At 67.3% G+C, this 18,534-nt stretch carries 17 protein-coding genes; 10 read left to right on the top strand and 7 right to left on the bottom strand.

Features of this window, described 5'->3' with window-relative positions:
* Positions 1–94: 94 nt before the first annotated feature.
* From FOB72_RS02765 to FOB72_RS02780, 4 genes are all read left to right on the top strand, one after another.
* Positions 95–781, top strand: a complete 687-nt coding sequence (locus tag FOB72_RS02765; RefSeq protein WP_150371133.1) for a lactate utilization protein C — start codon at positions 95–97, stop codon at positions 779–781.
* A 241-nt stretch (positions 782–1,022) separates the two neighbouring features.
* Positions 1,023–2,420: a sodium:proton antiporter gene (locus FOB72_RS02770; RefSeq protein WP_191002225.1), complete on the top strand. Its 1,398-nt coding sequence runs from the start codon at positions 1,023–1,025 to the stop codon at positions 2,418–2,420.
* A 5-nt stretch (positions 2,421–2,425) separates the two neighbouring features.
* Complete coding sequence (locus FOB72_RS02775) at positions 2,426–3,421, top strand: 2-hydroxyacid dehydrogenase (RefSeq protein ID WP_150371135.1); 996 nt, start codon at positions 2,426–2,428, stop codon at positions 3,419–3,421.
* 6 nt (positions 3,422–3,427) lie between these two features.
* Positions 3,428–4,849, top strand: coding sequence for a DNA recombination protein RmuC (locus tag FOB72_RS02780; RefSeq protein ID WP_150371136.1), 1,422 nt, complete (start codon positions 3,428–3,430; stop codon positions 4,847–4,849).
* A gap of 16 nt (positions 4,850–4,865) precedes the next feature.
* On the opposite strand, the gene FOB72_RS02785 is transcribed toward FOB72_RS02780, so the two are convergent.
* From FOB72_RS02785 to FOB72_RS02805, 5 genes are all read right to left on the bottom strand, one after another.
* A complete protein-coding gene (locus FOB72_RS02785; protein WP_109580544.1) occupies positions 4,866–5,141 on the bottom strand; it encodes a hypothetical protein in 276 nt (91 codons plus the stop codon).
* A 221-nt stretch (positions 5,142–5,362) separates the two neighbouring features.
* Positions 5,363–6,661 (bottom strand): gephyrin-like molybdotransferase Glp, encoded by a 1,299-nt coding sequence (gene glp, locus FOB72_RS02790; protein WP_150371137.1) that lies wholly within the window; start codon positions 6,659–6,661, stop codon positions 5,363–5,365.
* 9 nt (positions 6,662–6,670) lie between these two features.
* Positions 6,671–7,279 carry a molybdenum cofactor guanylyltransferase MobA gene (mobA, locus tag FOB72_RS02795; RefSeq protein ID WP_150371138.1) on the bottom strand — a complete coding sequence of 203 codons (609 nt, stop codon included), beginning with the start codon at positions 7,277–7,279 and terminating at the stop codon, positions 6,671–6,673.
* A 14-nt stretch (positions 7,280–7,293) separates the two neighbouring features.
* Entirely contained in the window at positions 7,294–8,418 is a 1,125-nt protein-coding gene (gene moaA / locus FOB72_RS02800) for a GTP 3',8-cyclase MoaA (RefSeq protein ID WP_150371139.1), read from the bottom strand.
* 232 nt (positions 8,419–8,650) lie between these two features.
* On the bottom strand, positions 8,651–11,878 hold the full coding sequence (locus tag FOB72_RS02805; RefSeq protein ID WP_150371140.1) for an Rne/Rng family ribonuclease: 3,228 nt from the start codon (positions 11,876–11,878) through the stop codon (positions 8,651–8,653).
* 846 nt (positions 11,879–12,724) lie between these two features.
* Between FOB72_RS02805 and FOB72_RS02810 the strand changes: the two genes are divergently transcribed.
* From FOB72_RS02810 to FOB72_RS02825, 4 genes are read left to right on the top strand one after another with little or no spacing between them, the layout of a single operon-like run.
* Positions 12,725–13,732, top strand: a complete 1,008-nt coding sequence (locus FOB72_RS02810) for an RluA family pseudouridine synthase (RefSeq protein WP_150371141.1) — start codon at positions 12,725–12,727, stop codon at positions 13,730–13,732.
* 37 nt (positions 13,733–13,769) lie between these two features.
* Complete coding sequence (locus FOB72_RS02815; RefSeq protein WP_150371142.1) at positions 13,770–14,429, top strand: HAD-IA family hydrolase; 660 nt, start codon at positions 13,770–13,772, stop codon at positions 14,427–14,429.
* Entirely contained in the window at positions 14,422–14,814 is a 393-nt protein-coding gene (locus FOB72_RS02820; RefSeq protein WP_150371143.1) for a Rieske (2Fe-2S) protein, read from the top strand. Before FOB72_RS02815 ends, FOB72_RS02820 begins: the two co-directional genes overlap by 8 nt.
* Positions 14,815–14,853: 39 nt before the next feature.
* Complete coding sequence (locus tag FOB72_RS02825) at positions 14,854–16,011, top strand: S49 family peptidase (protein WP_150371144.1); 1,158 nt, start codon at positions 14,854–14,856, stop codon at positions 16,009–16,011.
* Positions 16,012–16,020: 9 nt separating this feature from the next.
* On the opposite strand, the gene FOB72_RS02830 is transcribed toward FOB72_RS02825, so the two are convergent.
* Together FOB72_RS02830 and FOB72_RS02835 are read right to left on the bottom strand one after the other, a co-directional pair.
* A complete protein-coding gene (locus FOB72_RS02830; RefSeq protein ID WP_150371145.1) occupies positions 16,021–16,752 on the bottom strand; it encodes an SAM-dependent methyltransferase in 732 nt (243 codons plus the stop codon).
* Entirely contained in the window at positions 16,749–17,375 is a 627-nt protein-coding gene (locus FOB72_RS02835; protein ID WP_150371146.1) for a Maf-like protein, read from the bottom strand. The genes FOB72_RS02830 and FOB72_RS02835 overlap by 4 nt, the downstream gene beginning before the upstream one ends.
* Before the next feature lie 133 nt (positions 17,376–17,508).
* Here FOB72_RS02835 and FOB72_RS02840 point away from each other — a divergent pair, with 133 nt between their 5' ends.
* Both FOB72_RS02840 and rpmF read left to right on the top strand, forming a co-directional pair.
* Positions 17,509–18,159: a DUF177 domain-containing protein gene (locus FOB72_RS02840; protein WP_150371147.1), complete on the top strand. Its 651-nt coding sequence runs from the start codon at positions 17,509–17,511 to the stop codon at positions 18,157–18,159.
* A 116-nt stretch (positions 18,160–18,275) separates the two neighbouring features.
* On the top strand, positions 18,276–18,455 hold the full coding sequence (rpmF, locus tag FOB72_RS02845; protein WP_017229329.1) for a 50S ribosomal protein L32: 180 nt from the start codon (positions 18,276–18,278) through the stop codon (positions 18,453–18,455).
* Positions 18,456–18,534: the final 79 nt, after the last annotated feature.

Genomic DNA, 18,534 nt, shown 5'->3' on the forward strand with positions numbered 1-18,534 from the left:
CGCGCGCGCGAGCGAGGCTTGCGCGGGCGCGCGCGGGCCTATAATCGCCCGACCGCACTTCGCTTACCGCTCATCGCCTATCCGCCCGCCGACCATGGACACCACTGCCGCCCGCGACCGAATCCTTGCCCGCATCCGTTCCGCCCAGGGGCGTTCGCCGCAGGTCGGGCCGGGCGAGCGGGAAGCCGTGGCGGATTACCTCGCGCGGCATCCGCAGGGGCCGCAGCCCGCGCTGGGCGGCGATGTCCCGCAGGTGTTCGCCGAGCAGGCGCAGAAGATGGCCTCGACGGTCGATCGCGTGGCCACGCTGGCCGACGTGCCCGCCGCGGCCGCGCACTATCTCGAAGGGCTGAACCTGCCGCGCCGCGCCATTGCCTGGGAGACGCTGGGCGACCTGCCATGGCAGGCGCACGGGCTCGACGTCGAGGTGCGGCCGCCCGTGCGCGATGCGCGCGGCGATCTCGAGCATGGCGATCTCGTCGGCATCACGGGCTGCTTCTGCGCGATCGCCGAAACGGGCTCGCTGATGCTGTTGTCGGGGCCGCAGACCTATGCCTCCGCGGCACTGCTGCCGGAGACCCATATCGCGGTGGCGCCCGTTTCGCGCATCGTCGCGAACCTCGAGGCCGCGTTCGCGCTGATGCGCGCGGAGCGCGGGGAGCTGCCGCGCGCCACCAATATCATCAGCGGTCCCTCGCGCACGGCCGATATCGAGCAGTCGCTCGTGCTCGGCGCGCATGGGCCGTATCGCGTGCACGTGATTCTCGTCGACGAGGCATAAGGCGCGAGCGGGGCTCGATTTGGCGGTATTGCGATGCCGATTTTGAGACCAGTCTCATAGGGCTTTGCTTTACACTGGGCCTTCCTTACGTCACAGGAAAGGCCTGCCGATGCCGGTGCTCGTCTTCCGTTTGCTGTCCCTCCGATTGCTGTCGCTCCGCTTGCTGTCGCTCCGCTTGCTGTCGCTCCGCTTGCTGTCGCTCCGCTTGCTGCCGCGCCGTCTCCTGTCGCTTGCGGTCGTCATGGCTGCTGGCGTCATGCCTTCGCTCGCGCTTGCCGCCGATGTCGATGGCGCGGCATTGTCCCCGCTGTGGGGGCTGCCATTCGCGGGCATCCTGCTCTCCATCGCGCTGTGCCCGCTCGTGATGCCATCGGTCTGGCATCACCATTACGGCAAGATCGCCGCGGGGTGGGGGGCGCTGTTTCTCGTGCCATTCGCGCTCGCGTTCGGCGCGCACGCGGCGGTGGCCAACGTCGTGCACGCGCTGTTCGCGGAGTACCTGCCTTTCATCGTGCTGCTGACGGCGCTCTACGTGGTGGCGGGCGGCATCTGCGTGCAGGGCAACCTGCATGGCTCGCCGAAGCTCAACACCTTCCTGCTCGGGCTCGGCACGGTGCTCGCGAGCGTGATGGGCACGACGGGCGCGGCCATGCTGCTGATTCGCCCGCTGCTGCGCGCAAACGACAACCGCCGCCATGTGGCGCACGTCGTCATCTTCTTTATCTTCCTCGTGGCGAATGCGGGCGGCGCGCTGACGCCGCTCGGCGATCCGCCGCTGTTCCTCGGCTTTCTGAAGGGCGTCGATTTCTTCTGGACGCTGCGCCATATCCTGCCCGAGACGCTGTTGCTGTGGGTCGTGCTGCTCGTGTTGTTCTACTTCGTGGACCGGCACTATTACGTGAATCGAGAGGAGTTGCTGCCGGTCGATCCGACGCCCGATTCGGGCGGACCTCGCGCCGGCATCCGCATCGAAGGCAAGGCGAACTTCGCGCTGCTGGTGGCCGTGGTCGTGCTGGTGCTCATGAGCGGCCTGTGGAAGCCTGGCGTCGTGTTCGACATCATGGGCACCGAGGTGCCGTTGCAGGCGGCCGTGCGCGATGGCCTGCTGATCGCCGTCACGCTGGTCTCGCTCGCGGTCACGCCGCGCAGCGCGCGCACCGGCAACGAATTCAACTGGGAGCCGATGCTCGAGGTGGGCAAGCTGTTCGCGGGGATTTTCCTGACCATCATTCCGGTCATCGCGATGCTGCAGGCCGGCACCGACGGTGCGTTCGCGGGCATCATCCACATGGTCAGCGACACCAATGGCCAGCCGATCGACAGCATGTACTTCTGGGCCACCGGTATCCTGTCGTCGTTCCTTGACAATGCCCCGACGTATCTGGTGTTCTTCAATACCGCCGGGGGCGATCCGGCCACGCTGATGACGCGCGACGCATCGACGCTGGCCGCCATCTCGGCGGGCGCCGTGTTCATGGGCGCCAATACCTATATCGGCAATGCGCCCAACCTGATGGTGAAGGCGATCGCGGAAAGCCGTGGCGTGCGCATGCCGAGCTTCTTCGGCTATATGGCATGGTCCGGCGCCATCCTGCTGCCGATCTTCTTCGTGATGACGTTTCTCTTCTTCCACGTGTGAGCGCTATGAAGCCTTCCATCCTCGTGACGCGCGCGATCTTTCCCGATGTGATCGATTGCCTGGCGCAGTATTTCGACGTCGACAGCAACCAGGAGGACGCGGTGCTGGACGCGGCCGCGCTGCGCGAACGGCTGGCCGGCAAGGCGGGCGTGCTCGCCAATGCCGCGGACCGTATCGATGGCGCGCTCGCGGCCGAGCTGCCGCAGCTGCGTGCCGTATGCAACATGGCCGTCGGCTACAACAACCTCGACGTGCCCGCGCTGACGGCGGCTGGCGTGGTGGCGACGAACACGCCCGACGTGCTGACCGAGACCACGGCCGATTTCGGCTGGGCATTGCTGATGTCCACCGCGCGGCGCGTGACCGAGTCCGAGCACTATCTGCGCGCGGGAAAATGGGAGCGCTGGAGCTATGACATGCTGGTGGGCATGGATGTGTTCGGCGCCACGCTCGGCATTCTGGGCATGGGCCGGATCGGTCAGGCCATCGCACGGCGCGCGTCGGGTTTCGGCATGCCCGTGATCTATCACAATCGCAGCCGCCTGCCCGCCGATACGGAACAGGCGCTCAACGCGCGCTACGTCGGCAAGGACGAACTGCTTGCGCAGGCCGACCATCTGATTCTCGTGCTGCCCTACAGCCCGGAGAGCCACCACGCGATCGGCGCGGCGGAGCTCGCGAAGATGAAGCCGACGGCCACGCTGATCAATCTCGCGCGCGGGGGCATCGTCGACGATGCGGCGCTGGCGAATGCGCTGCGCGCGCGGCAGATCTTCGCGGCAGGCCTCGACGTGTTCGAAGGCGAGCCGAGCGTGCATCCCGATCTGCTGACGGTGCCCAACGTCGTGCTGACACCGCATATCGCGAGCGCTTCCGAGAAGACGCGGCGCGCGATGGCGAACCTGGCCGCCGACAACCTGATTGCCGCGCTCGACGCAGGCCCGAACGCCGGACATCCGCCTTCGGTCATCAACCCCGACGTGTTGCCACGTCGTCGCTAGGTATTTATGGACTGGCTGCAAATCCTCACGTTCTTCGTCGCGCTGATCGGCGTGGCGCTACTCGTTGTGTTGCTGGCGCGCACGCGCACCGCGTCGTCCGAAGTCGAACTCGCACGCCTGCTTGCCGGTTCGCTGGCGGAACTGCGTGGGCAGGTGCGCGACGATGCGTCGCGCGGATTCGAGCGCGTGGAGCGCGAGCTGCGTCACGAGATCGACGAGACCGCGCGCGCGAGCCGTGGCGAGGCGGGCCAGCAGATGATGCGGCTGCAGCAGGCGCTGCTGTCGCAGCTGACCGAGATCGCGCGGCTGCAGAACAATCAGATCGACACGTTCGCGCAGCAGCTGGGGCGGCTGACCGAGTCGAACGAGCGCAGGCTCATCGAGGTGCGCGCGACCATCGAGCAGAAGCTGCGCGATATCGAGTCCAACAACGCGACCAAGCTCGAGGAAATGCGCCGCACCGTGGACGAGAAGCTGCACGCGACGCTCGAGCAGCGGCTCGGCGAATCGTTCAAGCTGGTCTCCGATCGGCTCGAGCAGGTGCATCGCGGGCTCGGCGAGATGCAGATGCTTGCGCAGGGCGTTGGCGATCTCAAGCGCGTGCTGACGAACGTGAAGACGCGCGGAACGTGGGGCGAAGTGCAGCTGGAAATGTTGCTCGAGCAGATGCTTACGGCCGAGCAGTACGCCAAGAACGTCGAGACCGTGCGCAATTCGGGCGCGCGCGTCGAGTTTGCGATTCGCCTGCCGGGCAAGGATGTATATGGCGAACCGGTCTGGCTGCCCATCGACGCCAAGTTCCCGAAGGAGCAGTACGAACGTCTGGTCGATGCGCAGGAGCGCGGTGACGTCGAGGGCGTGACGGCAGCGGGCCGCGAGCTCGAGGTGGCGTTGCGGGGCGAGGCGCAGAAGATTGCGGAGAAGTACCTCTCGCCGCCCGCGACGACCGATTTCGCGATTCTGTTCCTGCCGACCGAAGGCCTGTATGCCGAGGTCCTGCGGCGTCCGGGTTTGACCGACCTGCTGCAGCGGAACTATCGCGTGACCGTGGCGGGGCCGACGACGCTGACCGCGCTGCTCAACAGCCTGCAGATGGGGTTTCGCACGCTCGCGCTCGAGAAGCGCTCGAGCGAGGTCTGGGAGGTACTGGGCGCGGTCAAGACCGAGTTCGGGAAATTTGGCGAGGTATTGGCCAAGACGCGCGACACGCTCGTGCGGGCGGCGCGCAATATCGAGCAGGCGGAAGTCCGCACGCGGCAGATGGAGCGCAAGCTGCGCAACGTGGAGGCGTTACCGGGGGAACTGGCGGAACAACTATTGGGGACGGTGCAGCCGGATGCGGGGCGGACCGCCGCGGGACCAGAGCAGCCCGCAGTGCCCAGCGAGCCCACAGCGCCCAGCGAGCCCACAGCGCCCACAGCCGATTGATGGCAGCGCGGCGGGATCAGTCCTGCCGCGTCAGTTCGCGGACGTGAACTTCGATGCCGCCGAAACGGGCGGCCACCCAGTTGTAGGCCTTGCAGCCCAGCCACAGGAGGCCAAAGCCGATCAGCGCGTTGAGAATCAGCGCCGTGAAAACGGTGATGCCCGGCAGGTCGCCATAGCGGACGAAGGCCACGAACAGGCCCATCGCCACGATCGGCACCGAGAAGCACAGATAGACCAGCACCAGCGCGCGGGCGGTCTTCACGGGGTGGAGGTAAGCAATCTCCTGGTTCATGACGGGGGTATGGGGTGAGGAGGGTGTATGCATTTTCGTGCTGCAAGTGTAGCGACTGGGATTATGGCCGCATAGCCCGCCAAAGGAGCGTATGCGTAATTCCAAGGTTTGGTGCGTTCACGCGGCCAGCGAATGGTGCACAAAAACGACAGATTGGCGTGACCGCTTAGCGCTCATCGATTTTGGTGATCAATGTGACGGATCCATGTCAGGTCCGCCACTCAGATCAGCCCATCGAACAGCATCACCTCGACCGCACCGCCCGCGGAAACCGGACCCTGGTCGTGGCCCAGCACGATAAAGCAGTTGGCCTCGCTCATCGAGCGCAGGACGCCCGACCCCTGCTGGCCCGTGATGCGGACCTCCCACTCGCCATCGGCACCGCGCGCGAGCACGCCGCGCTGGTACTCGGTACGGCCCGGCTTCTTGCGAATCGGCCCCGCGCTGCGCACGCGGAACAGCGGCAGCGGCGGGACCTCCGCGCCCATCTGGCGATGCAGCGCGGCGCGCACGAAATGGTAGAACGTGACCATGACCGCGACCGGGTTGCCGGGCAGGCCGAACAACAGCGCATCGTGGCCATCGGATGTGATGCGGCCAAATGCCATCGGGCGGCCGGGCCGCATCGCGATCTTCCAGAACGTGACTTCGCCAAGCCGCGACATGGTCTGCTTGGTAAAGTCCGCTTCGCCGACCGACACGCCGCCCGACGTGATGATCGCGTCCGCGTTTTCGCAGGCGGTGCGGAACGCCGTCTCCAGCGCATCGGGATCGTCGCGCACGACGCCCATGTCGATCAGGTCCACATGCAGGCGGCGCAGCATGCCATGCAGCGTGTAGCGGTTGGAGTCGAACACGCAGCCGGGGTCGAGCGGCTCGCCGATCGAGCGCAGCTCGTCGCCCGTGGAGAAGAACGCCACGCGCAGCCGGCGCCGGACCTTGATCTCGGGAATGCCGAGCGAGGCCAGCATGCCGATATCGGCGGGGCGCAGGATGCGACCGTTCTGCAGGGCGGCCTGGCCGCGGGCGAGATCCTCGCCGCGCAGGCGGCGGTTGTCCCCCGCGCGCACCGCATCGGCGGCGAAGCGGATGCGCTGGGTGCCCGCGCCGTCGTCGATCACCTCAACGAATTCCTGCGGAATCACGGTATCGCACCCGGCCGGCATGACGGCACCGGTCATGATGCGCACGGCCTGCGTGGCCGAAGCCGTGACGCCGATGGCGCCGCCGGCGAAAGACGTGCCGGCGACGTCGAGCGTGACGCCATCGGCCGTGGCGGTGGCCAGCGCGGCGCTCGAGAACGCGTAACCGTCCATCGCCGCGTTGTCGTGAGCGGGCACGTCGATCGGCGAGACGATGTCTTCCGCGAGCACGCGGTCGAGCCCGGCGCGGATGGCGACCTGCTCGATGCCGCGAATCGGCTCGATCACGTCGGCGAGGATCGATGCGACCTGATCGACGGACATCGCGGAAGGATCGTAGTCGGACAGGCAGGAGATAACGGATTGCAGGGAAGGCATCGGTCGGGGTCAGCGCGCTTCGAAGGCACGCAGTTCGTCCAGCGTGTTGATATTGGCGAAGGCGCCGGCATCGTCGAATGGCACATCGACGCGCGGATGGCTCGCCGCCCATGTCTCGATCTTGCGTTCGCCGCGATCCAGATAGTCGCGCAGGCTGTCGCGCAGGGACACGGCCATCAGGCAGAACGCCGGCTGCGGCTGGCGGCGGTCACCGGCGAGGGTCACGGGCATGGCGATCTTCGCGCCGCTGACGACGATCGCCTCCGCGAGCCGCGCAACGAGGTTGGTGGGCAGGAACGGCGTGTCGCAGGGAGAGGCGACCATCCATGCGGTGTCGCAGCGTACGAGTCCGGCGAGCATCCCGGCCAGCGGGCCGTCGAAGCGGACCGCGTCGCCCGGCGCGTCGTCGCTGACGACGGGCACGCCGAATGACGCATAGACATCGAGATGGCGATTGGCGTTGATGAGCTGGGTGCCGGTCTGCGGGGCAAGCCGGCGCAGCGTGTGGAGCGCCATCGGCGTGCCGTGCAGCGTCTGCAGGCCCTTGTCGACGCCGCCCATGCGGCTGCCGCGGCCGCCAGCCAGGATCAGTCCGGTGATGTCGGATCGGTCGATCATGAGATGCCCATCGCTCAGCCGCCGATGTACGACATCTCGATCTTCTGTTCGGCGCGCGCGAGCCGCACGGCGGGGTCGCTACGCTGTTCCGAATAGTTGTCGGTGCGCCCGCGCCAGACCTGCGCGATCGCATTGGAAACCTCGAGGTCGCTATGGCCCCCGCGCAGCAGCGCGCGCAGGTCGTAGCCTTCGGTCGCAAACAGGCATTGATACAGCTTGCCCTCGGTGGACAGGCGAATGCGGCTGCAGTCGCCGCAGAACGCGTGCGTGACGCTCGAGATCACGCCGATCTCGCCCGCGCCATCGCGATAGCGCCAGCGCTCGGCGGTCTCGCCCGTGTAGTTGGCGGCGATCATCTCGAGCGGGAACGCTTCGTCGATCCGGCGCACGATTTCGTCCGAAGGCATGACTTCGTCCATCTGCCAGTGATTGCTGGCACCGACGTCCATGAACTCGATAAACCGCACGATGATCCCGGTATTGCGGAAATGGCGCGCCATGGGCACCACTTCGGCGTCGTTCGTGCCGCGCTTGACCACCATATTGACCTTGATCGGTGCGAGGCCCACGGCCTGTGCGGTCTCGATGCCGTCTAGCACGTCGCGCACCGCGAAGTCGACGTCGTTCATGCGCCGGAAGGTCGCATCGTCGATCGCATCGAGGCTGACGCTCACGCGCGTCAGGCCCGCGTCGCGCAGCGCGCGCGCCTTGCGGGCGAGCAGGGAGGCATTGGTGGTCAGCGTCAGGTCGAGCGGCTTGCCGGACACGGTCTCGATGCGCGCGAGCATTTCCACGAGCCGCTCGATGTTCTTGCGCAGCAGCGGTTCGCCGCCAGTCAGCCGGATCTTCTCCACGCCGTGCGCGACGAACAGCCGCGCGGCCCGCTCGATTTCCTCGAAGCTCAACAGCGCCGAGTGCGGCAGGAAGGTGTAGTCCTTGTCGAACACCTCCTTCGGCATGCAGTAGACGCAGCGGAAGTTGCAGCGGTCGGTCACCGAGATGCGCAGGTCGTGCAGCATGCGGCCACGCGTGTCCGTCACCAGCCCCGTGGGCGGGGTGAGGCGGGCGGGAATGGCCGGCACCATCGAACGATATCGATGTTCGCGCAGGTCGAGGATCGGAATGACGGTGTCGGTCATGAGCGGGGGCGTTCGCGACGGCACAGGCCGCGGCTATGGATGCCATTCTAGCCGACACCGTCAAACTACCGCGCCGGGACGGGCATACACCTGGGGCGACAGTTCAGGAGTACAGATGTTGCGGTGCGCCGGAAGTCGTCCGGTTTCGCCAAAAAAAAAACCGGCAGGCCTTGCGGCGCTGCCGGTTCGTCGTGCTGTCGCGGCCCCTCCGGAGAGCGGCCGCGAAGGCGCGTTACTGCTGTTGTTGCTGTTGCTGCTGCGTGGCCGGGTCGGCCTGGCGGCTGCCCGTTTCGACCAGGACCATCGGGCCCTGGGGCAGCGGCGGCAGCGGCTTGCGCTCGCGAGGCACGCGCGGTGCCGGCACGATGCGGGCAGCGGCTTCCTGCGCGGCGCGGTGCTTGCTGTCGTCGGTGTGCACCCATTGCAGGCCTGCCGCGGCGAGCATCGGCTCGAGCGCGGCCTTGGCGATGCCGGCCGTTGCGGCCGGGGCTGCAACCGGAGCTGCAACCGGAGCTGCAACCGGGGCTGCAACCGGGGCGGCCGTCACTTCGGGCGACACGATCGCCGGTTCCGGTGCCGCGGCGGCTGCCGGGGCGGCGATGGGCGCTGCCACCGGCTCGGCTGCCGGTGCCGGCGCCGCTGCCGGTGCGGAATAGCTCGCCGCAACAGGCTCGGCTTCCGGCGTCACCGGTGCGAACACGGGCTCCGGGGCCACCGGGGTGGCGGCCGGGGCCGGGGCCGCCGGCACCGCCACGGCCGTGACCGGCTCGGCAGCGGGTTGCGCCACGGGCTCCGCCGCCGGTTGCGACACCGGTTGCACTGCCGATTGCGATACCGGCTGGGCGATCGGCTGCGATACCGCCGGCGCGGCCGTTTCGACAAACTCGGACTCGGATTCGGTCACGCCCGCTGCCACCTCGGCGAGGTTGGCGACGTTGTCGCCGTCCGCGCCCTGTGCCTCGTCACGCTCGCGACGGTAGCGGTTGCGGCCACGGCGGTTGCGGCGGCGGCGCTCTTCACCCTCGCCACCTTCCGTCGCCACGCCTTCCAGGCCTTCGGCACGCTCGAGCGCATCGGCGCCTTCCGCGGTGTCGAACGTCTGGGCGATCGTCGCCGGCGCGGACTGGATGGCCTCGAACGCGGTCTGCGGCGCGGCGGCCACGGCGTTCAGTTCATCGGTCGTCTCGCCTTCGCGCGACTCGCCGCGCTCGCGCTGACGTTCACGCTGGCGTTCGCGGCGTTCCTGATTGCGCTCGCGACGGCCGCCTTCCGGACGGGCCTCGGTACCCGCGGCGGCATCCGCCTGACGGGCTACGGCCGGCGTAGCCTGCGCATCGCGCGGGGCACGGGCCGGGCGCTCACCGCGCTCGGCACGCTCGCCACGCGGTTCGCCACGCAGGTCGGCGCGTTGTTCGCCACGCGCCTCGCGCGGCTCACGCTGCTCCTTCTCGCCACGCTCGCCGCGTTGGCCACGGCCTTCGCCGCCACGCTCGCCGCGCTGGCCACGTTCGCCACGTTCACCGCGCGCCTCGTTGCCGGCACGGCCACGACCTTCGCCGCGCTGGCCACGCTCACCGCGCTCGCCACGCTCGCGGCGGCCTTCACCACGACCTTCACGACCTTCACGGCCCTCGCGACCCTCACGGCCTTCGCCGCGCGCTGGCGTCGAGGCGGCTGCCTTGACGGGCTCCGCCGCCGGCGCAGCCGGACGGGCACCGAACAGGCCCTTCAGCCAGCCGATAAAGCCGCCGGCCGCCACCGGCTGCGTGGCCGGAACCGGACGCGCAACGGGGGCTTCCGGACGCGGCGCGCGCTCGGGGCGCGGCACCGACACCGGCGCGGGCGCGTCGGGCGTGATGCCCTTGACGGCCGCTTCCTGGCGCGGACGCGCGTCTTCCTTCTTGCGGCTGCTGTAGCTCGTATCGGCTTCCAGTTCCTTGGCCGCGGCTTCCGCCATGCGGTAGCTGGCCGTGGAATCCTCGAGGCGCGGATCGTCGTGACGCAGGCGCTCGAGCTTGTAATGCGGGGTTTCGAGGTGCTTGTTCGGGATCAACAGCACGTTGACCTTGAAACGCAGCTCGATCAGGTTGATTTCCTGGCGCTTCTCGTTCAGCAGGAACGCCGCGACTTCCACGGGCACCTGGCAATGGATCGCCGCGGTGTTCTCCTTCATCGCCTCTTCCTGGATGATGCGGAGCACCTGCAGGGCGGACGATTCGGTATCGCGGATATGGCCAGTACCGTTGCAGCGCGGGCACGTGATGTGCGAACCCTCGGACAGCGACGGACGCAGGCGCTGACGCGACAGTTCCATCAGGCCGAAGCGGCTGATCTTGCCCATCTGCACGCGTGCGCGGTCGTGGCGCAGCGCATCCTTCAGGCGCGTTTCCACGTCCTTCTGGGCCTTGCCCGACTCCATGTCGATGAAGTCGATCACGATCAGGCCGCCCAGGTCGCGCAGGCGCAGCTGGCGCGCGATTTCGTCGGCGGCCTCGAGGTTCGTGCGCAGCGCCGTTTCCTCGATGTCCGCGCCCTTGGTGGCGCGCGCCGAGTTCACGTCCACGGAGACGAGTGCTTCGGTATGGTCGATCACGATCGCGCCGCCCGAGGGCAGCATGACCATGCGCGAGTAGGCCGATTCGATCTGGTGTTCGATCTGGAAGCGCGAGAAGAGCGGCACGTCATCGCGGTACTTCTTCACGCGATTCATGTTGTCCGGCATCACCACGCTCATGAAGGCGCGGGCCTGCTCGTAGATCTCGTCGGTATCGATCAGGATTTCGCCGATATCGGGCTGGAAGTAGTCGCGGATCGCGCGGATCACGAGGCTCGATTCCAGATAGATCAGCAGCGGGGCCTTGTTGTCGCCGGCGGCGCCGTCGATGGCCTTCCACAATTGCAGCAGATAGTTCAGATCCCACTGCAGTTCCTCGGCCGCGCGGCCGATGCCCGCGGTCCGGGCGATGATGCTCATGCCGTCCGGCACCTGCAGCTGCGCCATGGTTTCGCGCAGTTCCTGACGGTCTTCACCCTCGATGCGGCGCGACACGCCGCCGCCACGCGGGTTGTTCGGCATCAGCACGAGGTAACGGCCGGCCAGCGAGATGAACGTGGTCAGGGCGGCGCCCTTGTTGCCGCGTTCTTCCTTTTCGACCTGGACGATCAGTTCCTGGCCTTCGTGCAGCGCGTCCTGGATGCGCGCGTTGCGCACGTCCACACCTTCCTTGAAATACGCGCGGGCGACTTCCTTGAACGGCAGGAAGCCATGGCGCTCTTCGCCGTAGTTGACGAAGCACGCCTCGAGCGACGGCTCGATGCGCGTGATCACGCCCTTGTAGATATTGCCTTTGCGCTGTTCGCGCCCGGCAGTTTCGATGTCGATGTCGATCAGCTTCTGACCATCGACGATCGCGACGCGCAATTCCTCTTGTTGCGTCGCATTGAACAGCATGCGTTTCATCGCAATACCTCACTCCAGTGTCGCGCGGGGCCGAAAGCCAAAGGGTGGCCGTGCGCGCAACGATCCATGGAGCACGCGAGGAAAGAGAGCAGGGTGGGAGAATTGCCAGGGCACCGGCGCGCAAGACATGCGAACCGGCAAGGGCACGGGTGAGGGAGAGGCGATGACGTCGAGGCAGTCGTCCGCTGGCAGGGAGGGGCACCAAACAAGTCCTGCTCCTCGTGCAGCGGCTCCGGCGAACTCCCGGATGCCAGCGGCGGCGCGCCAGCACTGCATGCCTGCGGCATGGGTGCCTCGCACCGCGGCTGGCCGGGACGGCCCAGACGCGTCAAAGAGCAAGTTTTTCGGACACGGCAGGCGAAACACTCGCCCACCTGACTTCTCCTTCTGGGCGCGCTGGCTGCTTCTTGGAGTTCTGCGACCAGGCGCGTGCGTCAGGCCGGCGCGGCGCAAACCACATCAACGACGCGGCGCCGGCATGACAAGTCAGGTGGCAGTTCAACCTGCCGGCCGGCACCGGATTCCCGGTGCAGGCGGTCTTCTCTCACCATTTGCGGATGCCACCTGGCATCCGCATCCAAATTCTGATCTACCTGATAGCTCTGTTCCCACGAGCCCGCCGTCTTCGCCGAAGTCGCCTGTGGGCGGCTTCCTGCGCGCCGGCGTGGCGCGTGCGTGCTGCTGATGCCGTCATTCACCCATCGGCGCGCGCGAATATATGTGCGTTTGCGCGGGACGGGCCGGGCTGGCGGCAACCCGAAGTGTAAAATGCGGAATTACGCAAAGTCACACTGGCTTTTGCGTTGCTGGCGTCTCGCCGGCAACAGCGGGGAAATTATATTGAAAATGAATGAGTTACGCCATCAAATTGAAAAGGAGCCGCGTTCCACGTCGAACGCCCTCCAGGTGGCGTATGTCACGATCGACGAAAGTGGCGACGGGCAACGTATCGACAACTTTCTGCTGAAGGTTGCGCGCGGGGTCCCGAAAAGCCATATCTATCGGATCCTGCGTTCGGGCGAAGTCCGCGTCAACAAGGGTCGCATAGATGCTACCTATCGATTGAAGATCGGCGATATCGTTCGGATTCCGCCGATGCGGGTCGCCGAACGGGCCACGTCCGCCGAAGCCCCGCCCAGCGAATTCCCGATCCTGTTCGAGGACGCGCACCTGCTGATCGTCAACAAGCCGGCCGGCGTGGCCGTGCACGGTGGCTCCGGCGTCGCATTCGGCGTGATCGAGCAGCTGCGGCGCGCGCGGCCCGAGGCGAAGTTCCTCGAACTCGTGCACCGGCTGGACCGGGAGACCTCGGGCGTGCTCGTGCTGGCCAAGAAGCGCTCGGCGCTGGTGAACCTCCACGAACAGATCCGGGGCGACGGCGATGCGCCGGGCATGGACAAGCGCTACTTCGCCTGCGTGGCCGGCGAGTTCACGAACCAGCGCCAGCACGTCAAGCTGCCGCTGTTCAAGTACAGCACCGCCGATGGCGAGCGCCGGGTACGCGTGCAAGCCGACGGGCTGCCGTCGCACACGGTATTCAACCGCGTGGAGGCGTTTCCCGGCTACACGCTGCTCGAGGCGGAGCTCAAGACCGGCCGCACGCACCAGATCCGCGTGCATCTGTCCCATTCGGGCTTCCCGATCGTCGGCGACGACAAATACGGGGACTTCGCCCTGAACAAGGCGCTCGCGCGCGGCAACGCGCGTCCCGGCATCAAGCGTATGTTCCTGCACGCGCACCGGCTGACGCTGACGCACCCGGCCACTGGCGAGCCGCTGACCGTGTCCGCGCCGCTGCCGCCGGAGTGTGTCGATTTTCTGCAACAATTGCGGGAGCCCGGCGCGGCGGCCTGACGGCCCGGCGCCGAAAAGTCTCCCTACAAGGACCCCAATGGCCAGGCAGCGCTTCGACCTGATCGTGTTCGACTGGGACGGAACCCTCATGGATTCCACGCCCACCATCGCCAAATGCATCCAGCTGGCCAGCCGCGATCTGGGGCTGCCCGTGCCCGACGACAGCGCGGCCAGCCACGTGATCGGCCTGGGCCTGAAAGACGCGCTGTCCTATGCGGTGCCCACGCTCGACCCGGCCGACTATCCGAAGCTGGCCGAGCGCTACCGCTATCACTTTCTGACGCGCGATGCGGACCTCGTGCTGTTCGACGGTGCGCGCGAGATGCTGGAGGCGCTGCGCGCCGAGCATTACTTCCTCGGCGTCGCCACGGGCAAGACCCGGGCCGGGCTGGACCGCGCACTCGCGGCCACGGGCCTCGCCAGGCTGTTCGACGCCACGCGCTGCGCCGACGAGACGTTTTCCAAGCCCCATCCCGCGATGCTGCACGAACTCACGCGCGAGCTCGGGCAGGATGTCGAACGCACGGTCATGATCGGCGACACCACGCACGACCTGCAGATGGCGCTCAACGCGGGGGCGCACGGCCTCGGCGTGTGCTACGGGGCGCACCCGGAGGATTCGCTGCGCGCCATGACGCCCGTGCACTGCGCGACGTCGATCGAAGACCTGCACGGGTGGCTGCTGACTCATGCCTGACATGGCCAGCGCGCGGCGGGTCTGCGCGTCCGGAGACCTCGCCGATGGCGGCATGGGCGTCCGCTTCACCGTGGCGGTTGCCGCGCGGGAGTCGATGCGCGACGTCGGCGCCTTCGTCATCCGCTACGACGGCGTGGCCCACGGTTATCTGAACCAGTGCGCCCACGTGCCGATGGAGATGGACTGGCAGGAAGGCCAGTTTTTCGATAGCGCGGGCCTATACTTGATGTGTGCGACACATGGCGCGGTCTACGCGCCAGACACCGGTCAATGCATGGGCGGCCCTTGCCGGGGCGCCGCGCTGGCCAAACTCCGGATCGAGGAACGCGATGGCGCCATTTACTGGCTGCCCGAGCCGCCTTTTTTCCCGCCCGAAGACCAATGAAGGACGGGCGGCACAGTCTGAACCCAACGAGTCCATTGCATGACAGAACAGCAGAAACCGCCGGTCGATCCGACGTCCGCCGACGCGGGCAATACGACACCTGACGATGCACAACGGCTCGACGTGGCGCGCGAAGCCGCGCATCCGCTCGAGAACGACCTGCGCGCCGGCGACGAAGCCGCGCGCAGGGAGGCCGACGCACGCCGCGCGCGCATGGCGGGCAAGGGCGGCACCGCGCCGGTGGGCGCGCCGGGCGCGCGCTGGGAGCGCGACGTGCTCGAGCGCGTGCTGATGGCGACGCTGCGCGAGCAGCGCGCGGCACGGCGCTGGCGCATCTTTTTCCGCTTTATCGGGCTCGGCATCCTGGCGCTGATCCTGTTCGCGGTGTTCGACTTCAAGGGCGACGGCGCGCTGAGCACGTCGGGCCGCCACACGGCGATGGTCACGCTCGAGGGCGAGATCGCGGCGGGCACGCCGGCCAGCGCGGAGTCGATCAATGCCTCGCTGCAGGCCGCGTTTGCCGATACCACGGCCGCGGGCGTGATTCTCAAGATCAATTCGCCGGGCGGCTCGCCGGTGCAGGCCGGCATCATCAACGACGAGATCCATCGCCTGCGCACGCTGTACCCGAGCAAGCCGTTCTATGTGGTCGTGGAAGAAATCTGCGCATCGGGCGGCTACTACGTGGCGGCCGCGGCCGACAAGATCTATGTCGACAAGGCCAGCATCGTCGGCTCGATCGGCGTGCTGATGGACGGCTTCGGCTTCACGGGGCTGATGGACAAGCTCGGCGTCGAGCGCCGCCTGTACACGGCCGGCGCCAACAAGGGCATGCTCGATCCGTTCTCGCCGCAGGTGCCGCGCCAGAAAGCCTATGCCGAGACCATGCTCAAGGAGATTCACCAGCAGTTCATCAATGTGGTGAAGGAAGGGCGCGGAGACCGCCTCAAGGACGACCCCGATCTGTTCTCGGGCCTGTTCTGGTCGGGCGAGCGCGCGGTGGAGCTGGGCCTTGCCGATGGCGTGGGCAGCGCCGACTACGTGGCGCGCGACCTCTTCAAGGCCGAGGACATCGTGGACTACACGGTCAAGGAGAATATCGCCGAGCGCGTGGCCAAGCGGTTCGGCGCGGCCATGGGCACCGCGGCGATGAAGGCCATGATCTACGGCGGGGCCCGCATCGACGCGATTCGCTGATCCGACGGCTCAGGCGGCCAGCAGCGAGAAGATCGCCGGCCGCTTGTGCAGCGCAAGCCGCTCCGGCGTCCACGCCGACAGCGGCAGCGTGACGATCGACTCGGTCGGCAGCGTCAGGTCCACGGCCACCGACAGCAGCGTCGTGCCGGCGCAATGCTGGCGCAGCGCCTCCAGCAGCGCGCCGTTGCGGTACGGCGTCTCGATCCACACCTGGGTTTGACGGTCCTTGCGCGAGCGCGCTTCCAGCTCGCGCAGGCGGCGCGCGCGCTCGTCCGGATCCACGGGCAGGTAGCCATTGAACGCAAAACTCTGGCCGTTCAGGCCGGAGCCCATCACCGCGAGCAGGATCGAACTCGGACCCACGAGCGGGCGCACCGTGACGCCGCGCGCATGCGCGAGCCGGACCAGATCCGCGCCCGGATCGGCCACGGCCGGCACGCCGGCTTCCGACAGCAGGCCGCCGTCGCGGCCCGCGGCAATCGGGTCCAGCAGTGCGCCGAGGGCGTCCGCGCGCGTGTTGACGTTGAGTTCGCGGATCTCGATCTGCTGGATCGGCCTGGCGAGCGGGCACGTCTCGCCGAGCTTCTTCAGGAACGCCCGCGCGGTCTTGGCGTTTTCCGCCACGAGGTAGTCGAGTTGCGCGGCGATCTGCTGCACGCCGGCGGGCAGCACGTTCGGCAGCGGATCGAATTCGTCGCGCTTGCCGAGGGTGTTCGGTAATAGATAGAGCGTGCCGCTCATGGCCGGTCCCCCGGCTGGACCTCATTCAGCGGATAGCCCGCGTGGCGCAGCATGCCGGTCAGCGCGATCAGCGGCAGGCCGATCAGCGCCGTGGGGTCGTCCGATTCCACGCGCGCGAGCAGCGTGATGCCGAGTCCTTCCACCTTGGCGCTGCCGGCCACGTCGTACGGCGTCTCGCGCCGCAGATAGGCGTCGAGCTCGGCGTCGGGCAGGTCGCGGAACGTCACCCGCGTCTGGACGTCTGCCAGTTGCGCCTCGCCGGTGCGGCTATCGAGCAGGCACAACGCCGAATGGAAGGTGACCGTGCGGCCGCGCATGCGCTGCAGTTGGGCGAGCGCGCGTTCGTGGGTGCCGGGTTTGCCGAGTTGCGCGCCATCGAGCGTGCACACCTGGTCCGAGCCGATGATCAGCGCTCCCGCCGCGCCCGGATGGCGGGCGGCAATCGCCTCGGCCTTGCGGCGCGACAGGCGCAGCGCGGTGGCTTCGGGGGCTTCGCCGGGGAGGGGCGTCTCGTCGATATCGGGCACCGCCACCTCGAAGGGCAGGTGCAGGCGCGTCAGCAGCTCGCGCCGGTAAGGCGAACTCGAGCCGAGGATCAGGGGAGGCCGCGAGGGGTGTGGCATATGAGTAACTATCTGAAGCGAAAGGAAAACGGTGGAACGGATCTTTGGCGGGTCAGGCCGGTAAACTTTGCTGTGCGGACGAAAGCGTCGTATAATCGCGCGTTTAGCTGCTCGCGTATCGCAGGAGATCAACATGACTCCATCGACCCCGCCCACCCCGCCGACTGGTGCAAACGTCGCTAACGTGGCGAATGTCGTTGAATTCGATTTGCGCGAGACCGACATTTTCGCGTTTTGCCGCAAGGGCGGCAGCGCGGAAGGCGAAATCGCGGTGCGCGATTTGCCGCGCATCTTAGCCGAGACGGCCGAAGACGCGCCAGCGACGGCACCCGACGAGACGTTCCGCTATACCATCCGGGGCTTTGTCCAGGAAGACGCGGCGGAACCCGGAGCGCCGGCGGTCCAGCGGCTGTATCTCGACGTGACGACGGCAGGGCGTGTATGGCAGGACTGCCAGCGCTGCCTGGCGGCATTCGCGGAGCCCATCGACACCGATATGCGGTTCGAGGTGATGGCCAGCGACGAAGAGGCCGATGCCGTGCCCGACGAGGACGAAGACGTGGATGTGATCGTCGGTTCGCGCCGGTTCTCGGTGCTGGAACTGATCGAGGACGAGGTTCTGCTGGCGTTGCCGGTGGCGCCGAAGCATGAAGTCTGTCCGACCGTGCACGAGTCGCTCGTGACCGGTGTGGATGGAGAGGTGGAGCCCGAGGCGCCGCCTGAAGAGGAAAAGCGGCCATCGCCCTTTGCGGCGCTGGCTGGCCTGAAGACGACGAAGCACTGATGAAAGCATCGGCGCCGTCAGTCAGAGGGTAGTAAGTTGAAGCATCCGGCCGGGCCCCGGCTACGCCTTGTGCAGGGTGCGTGTGTTAATATCGCAAAATTCTCGAAGGAGTCATCATGGCTGTTCAACAGAACAAGAAGTCGCCGTCCAAGCGCGGCATGCACCGTTCGCACGACCATCTGTCGGCTGCGCCCCTGGCTGTCGAGCCGACCACCGGCGAAGCGCATCTGCGTCACCACGTGAGCCCGAACGGCTACTACCGTGGTCGCAAGGTCATCAAGACCAAGAACGACTGACCAAGTCGTTCGGCGTGACCTTGCGTCTCGCTCGCGAACGTTGTCAGGTATGAAACAGGAAAGCGGCAAGCTCGTTGCC

This window comes from Cupriavidus pauculus (assembly GCF_008693385.1).
Lineage (GTDB): Bacteria > Pseudomonadota > Gammaproteobacteria > Burkholderiales > Burkholderiaceae > Cupriavidus > Cupriavidus pauculus_D.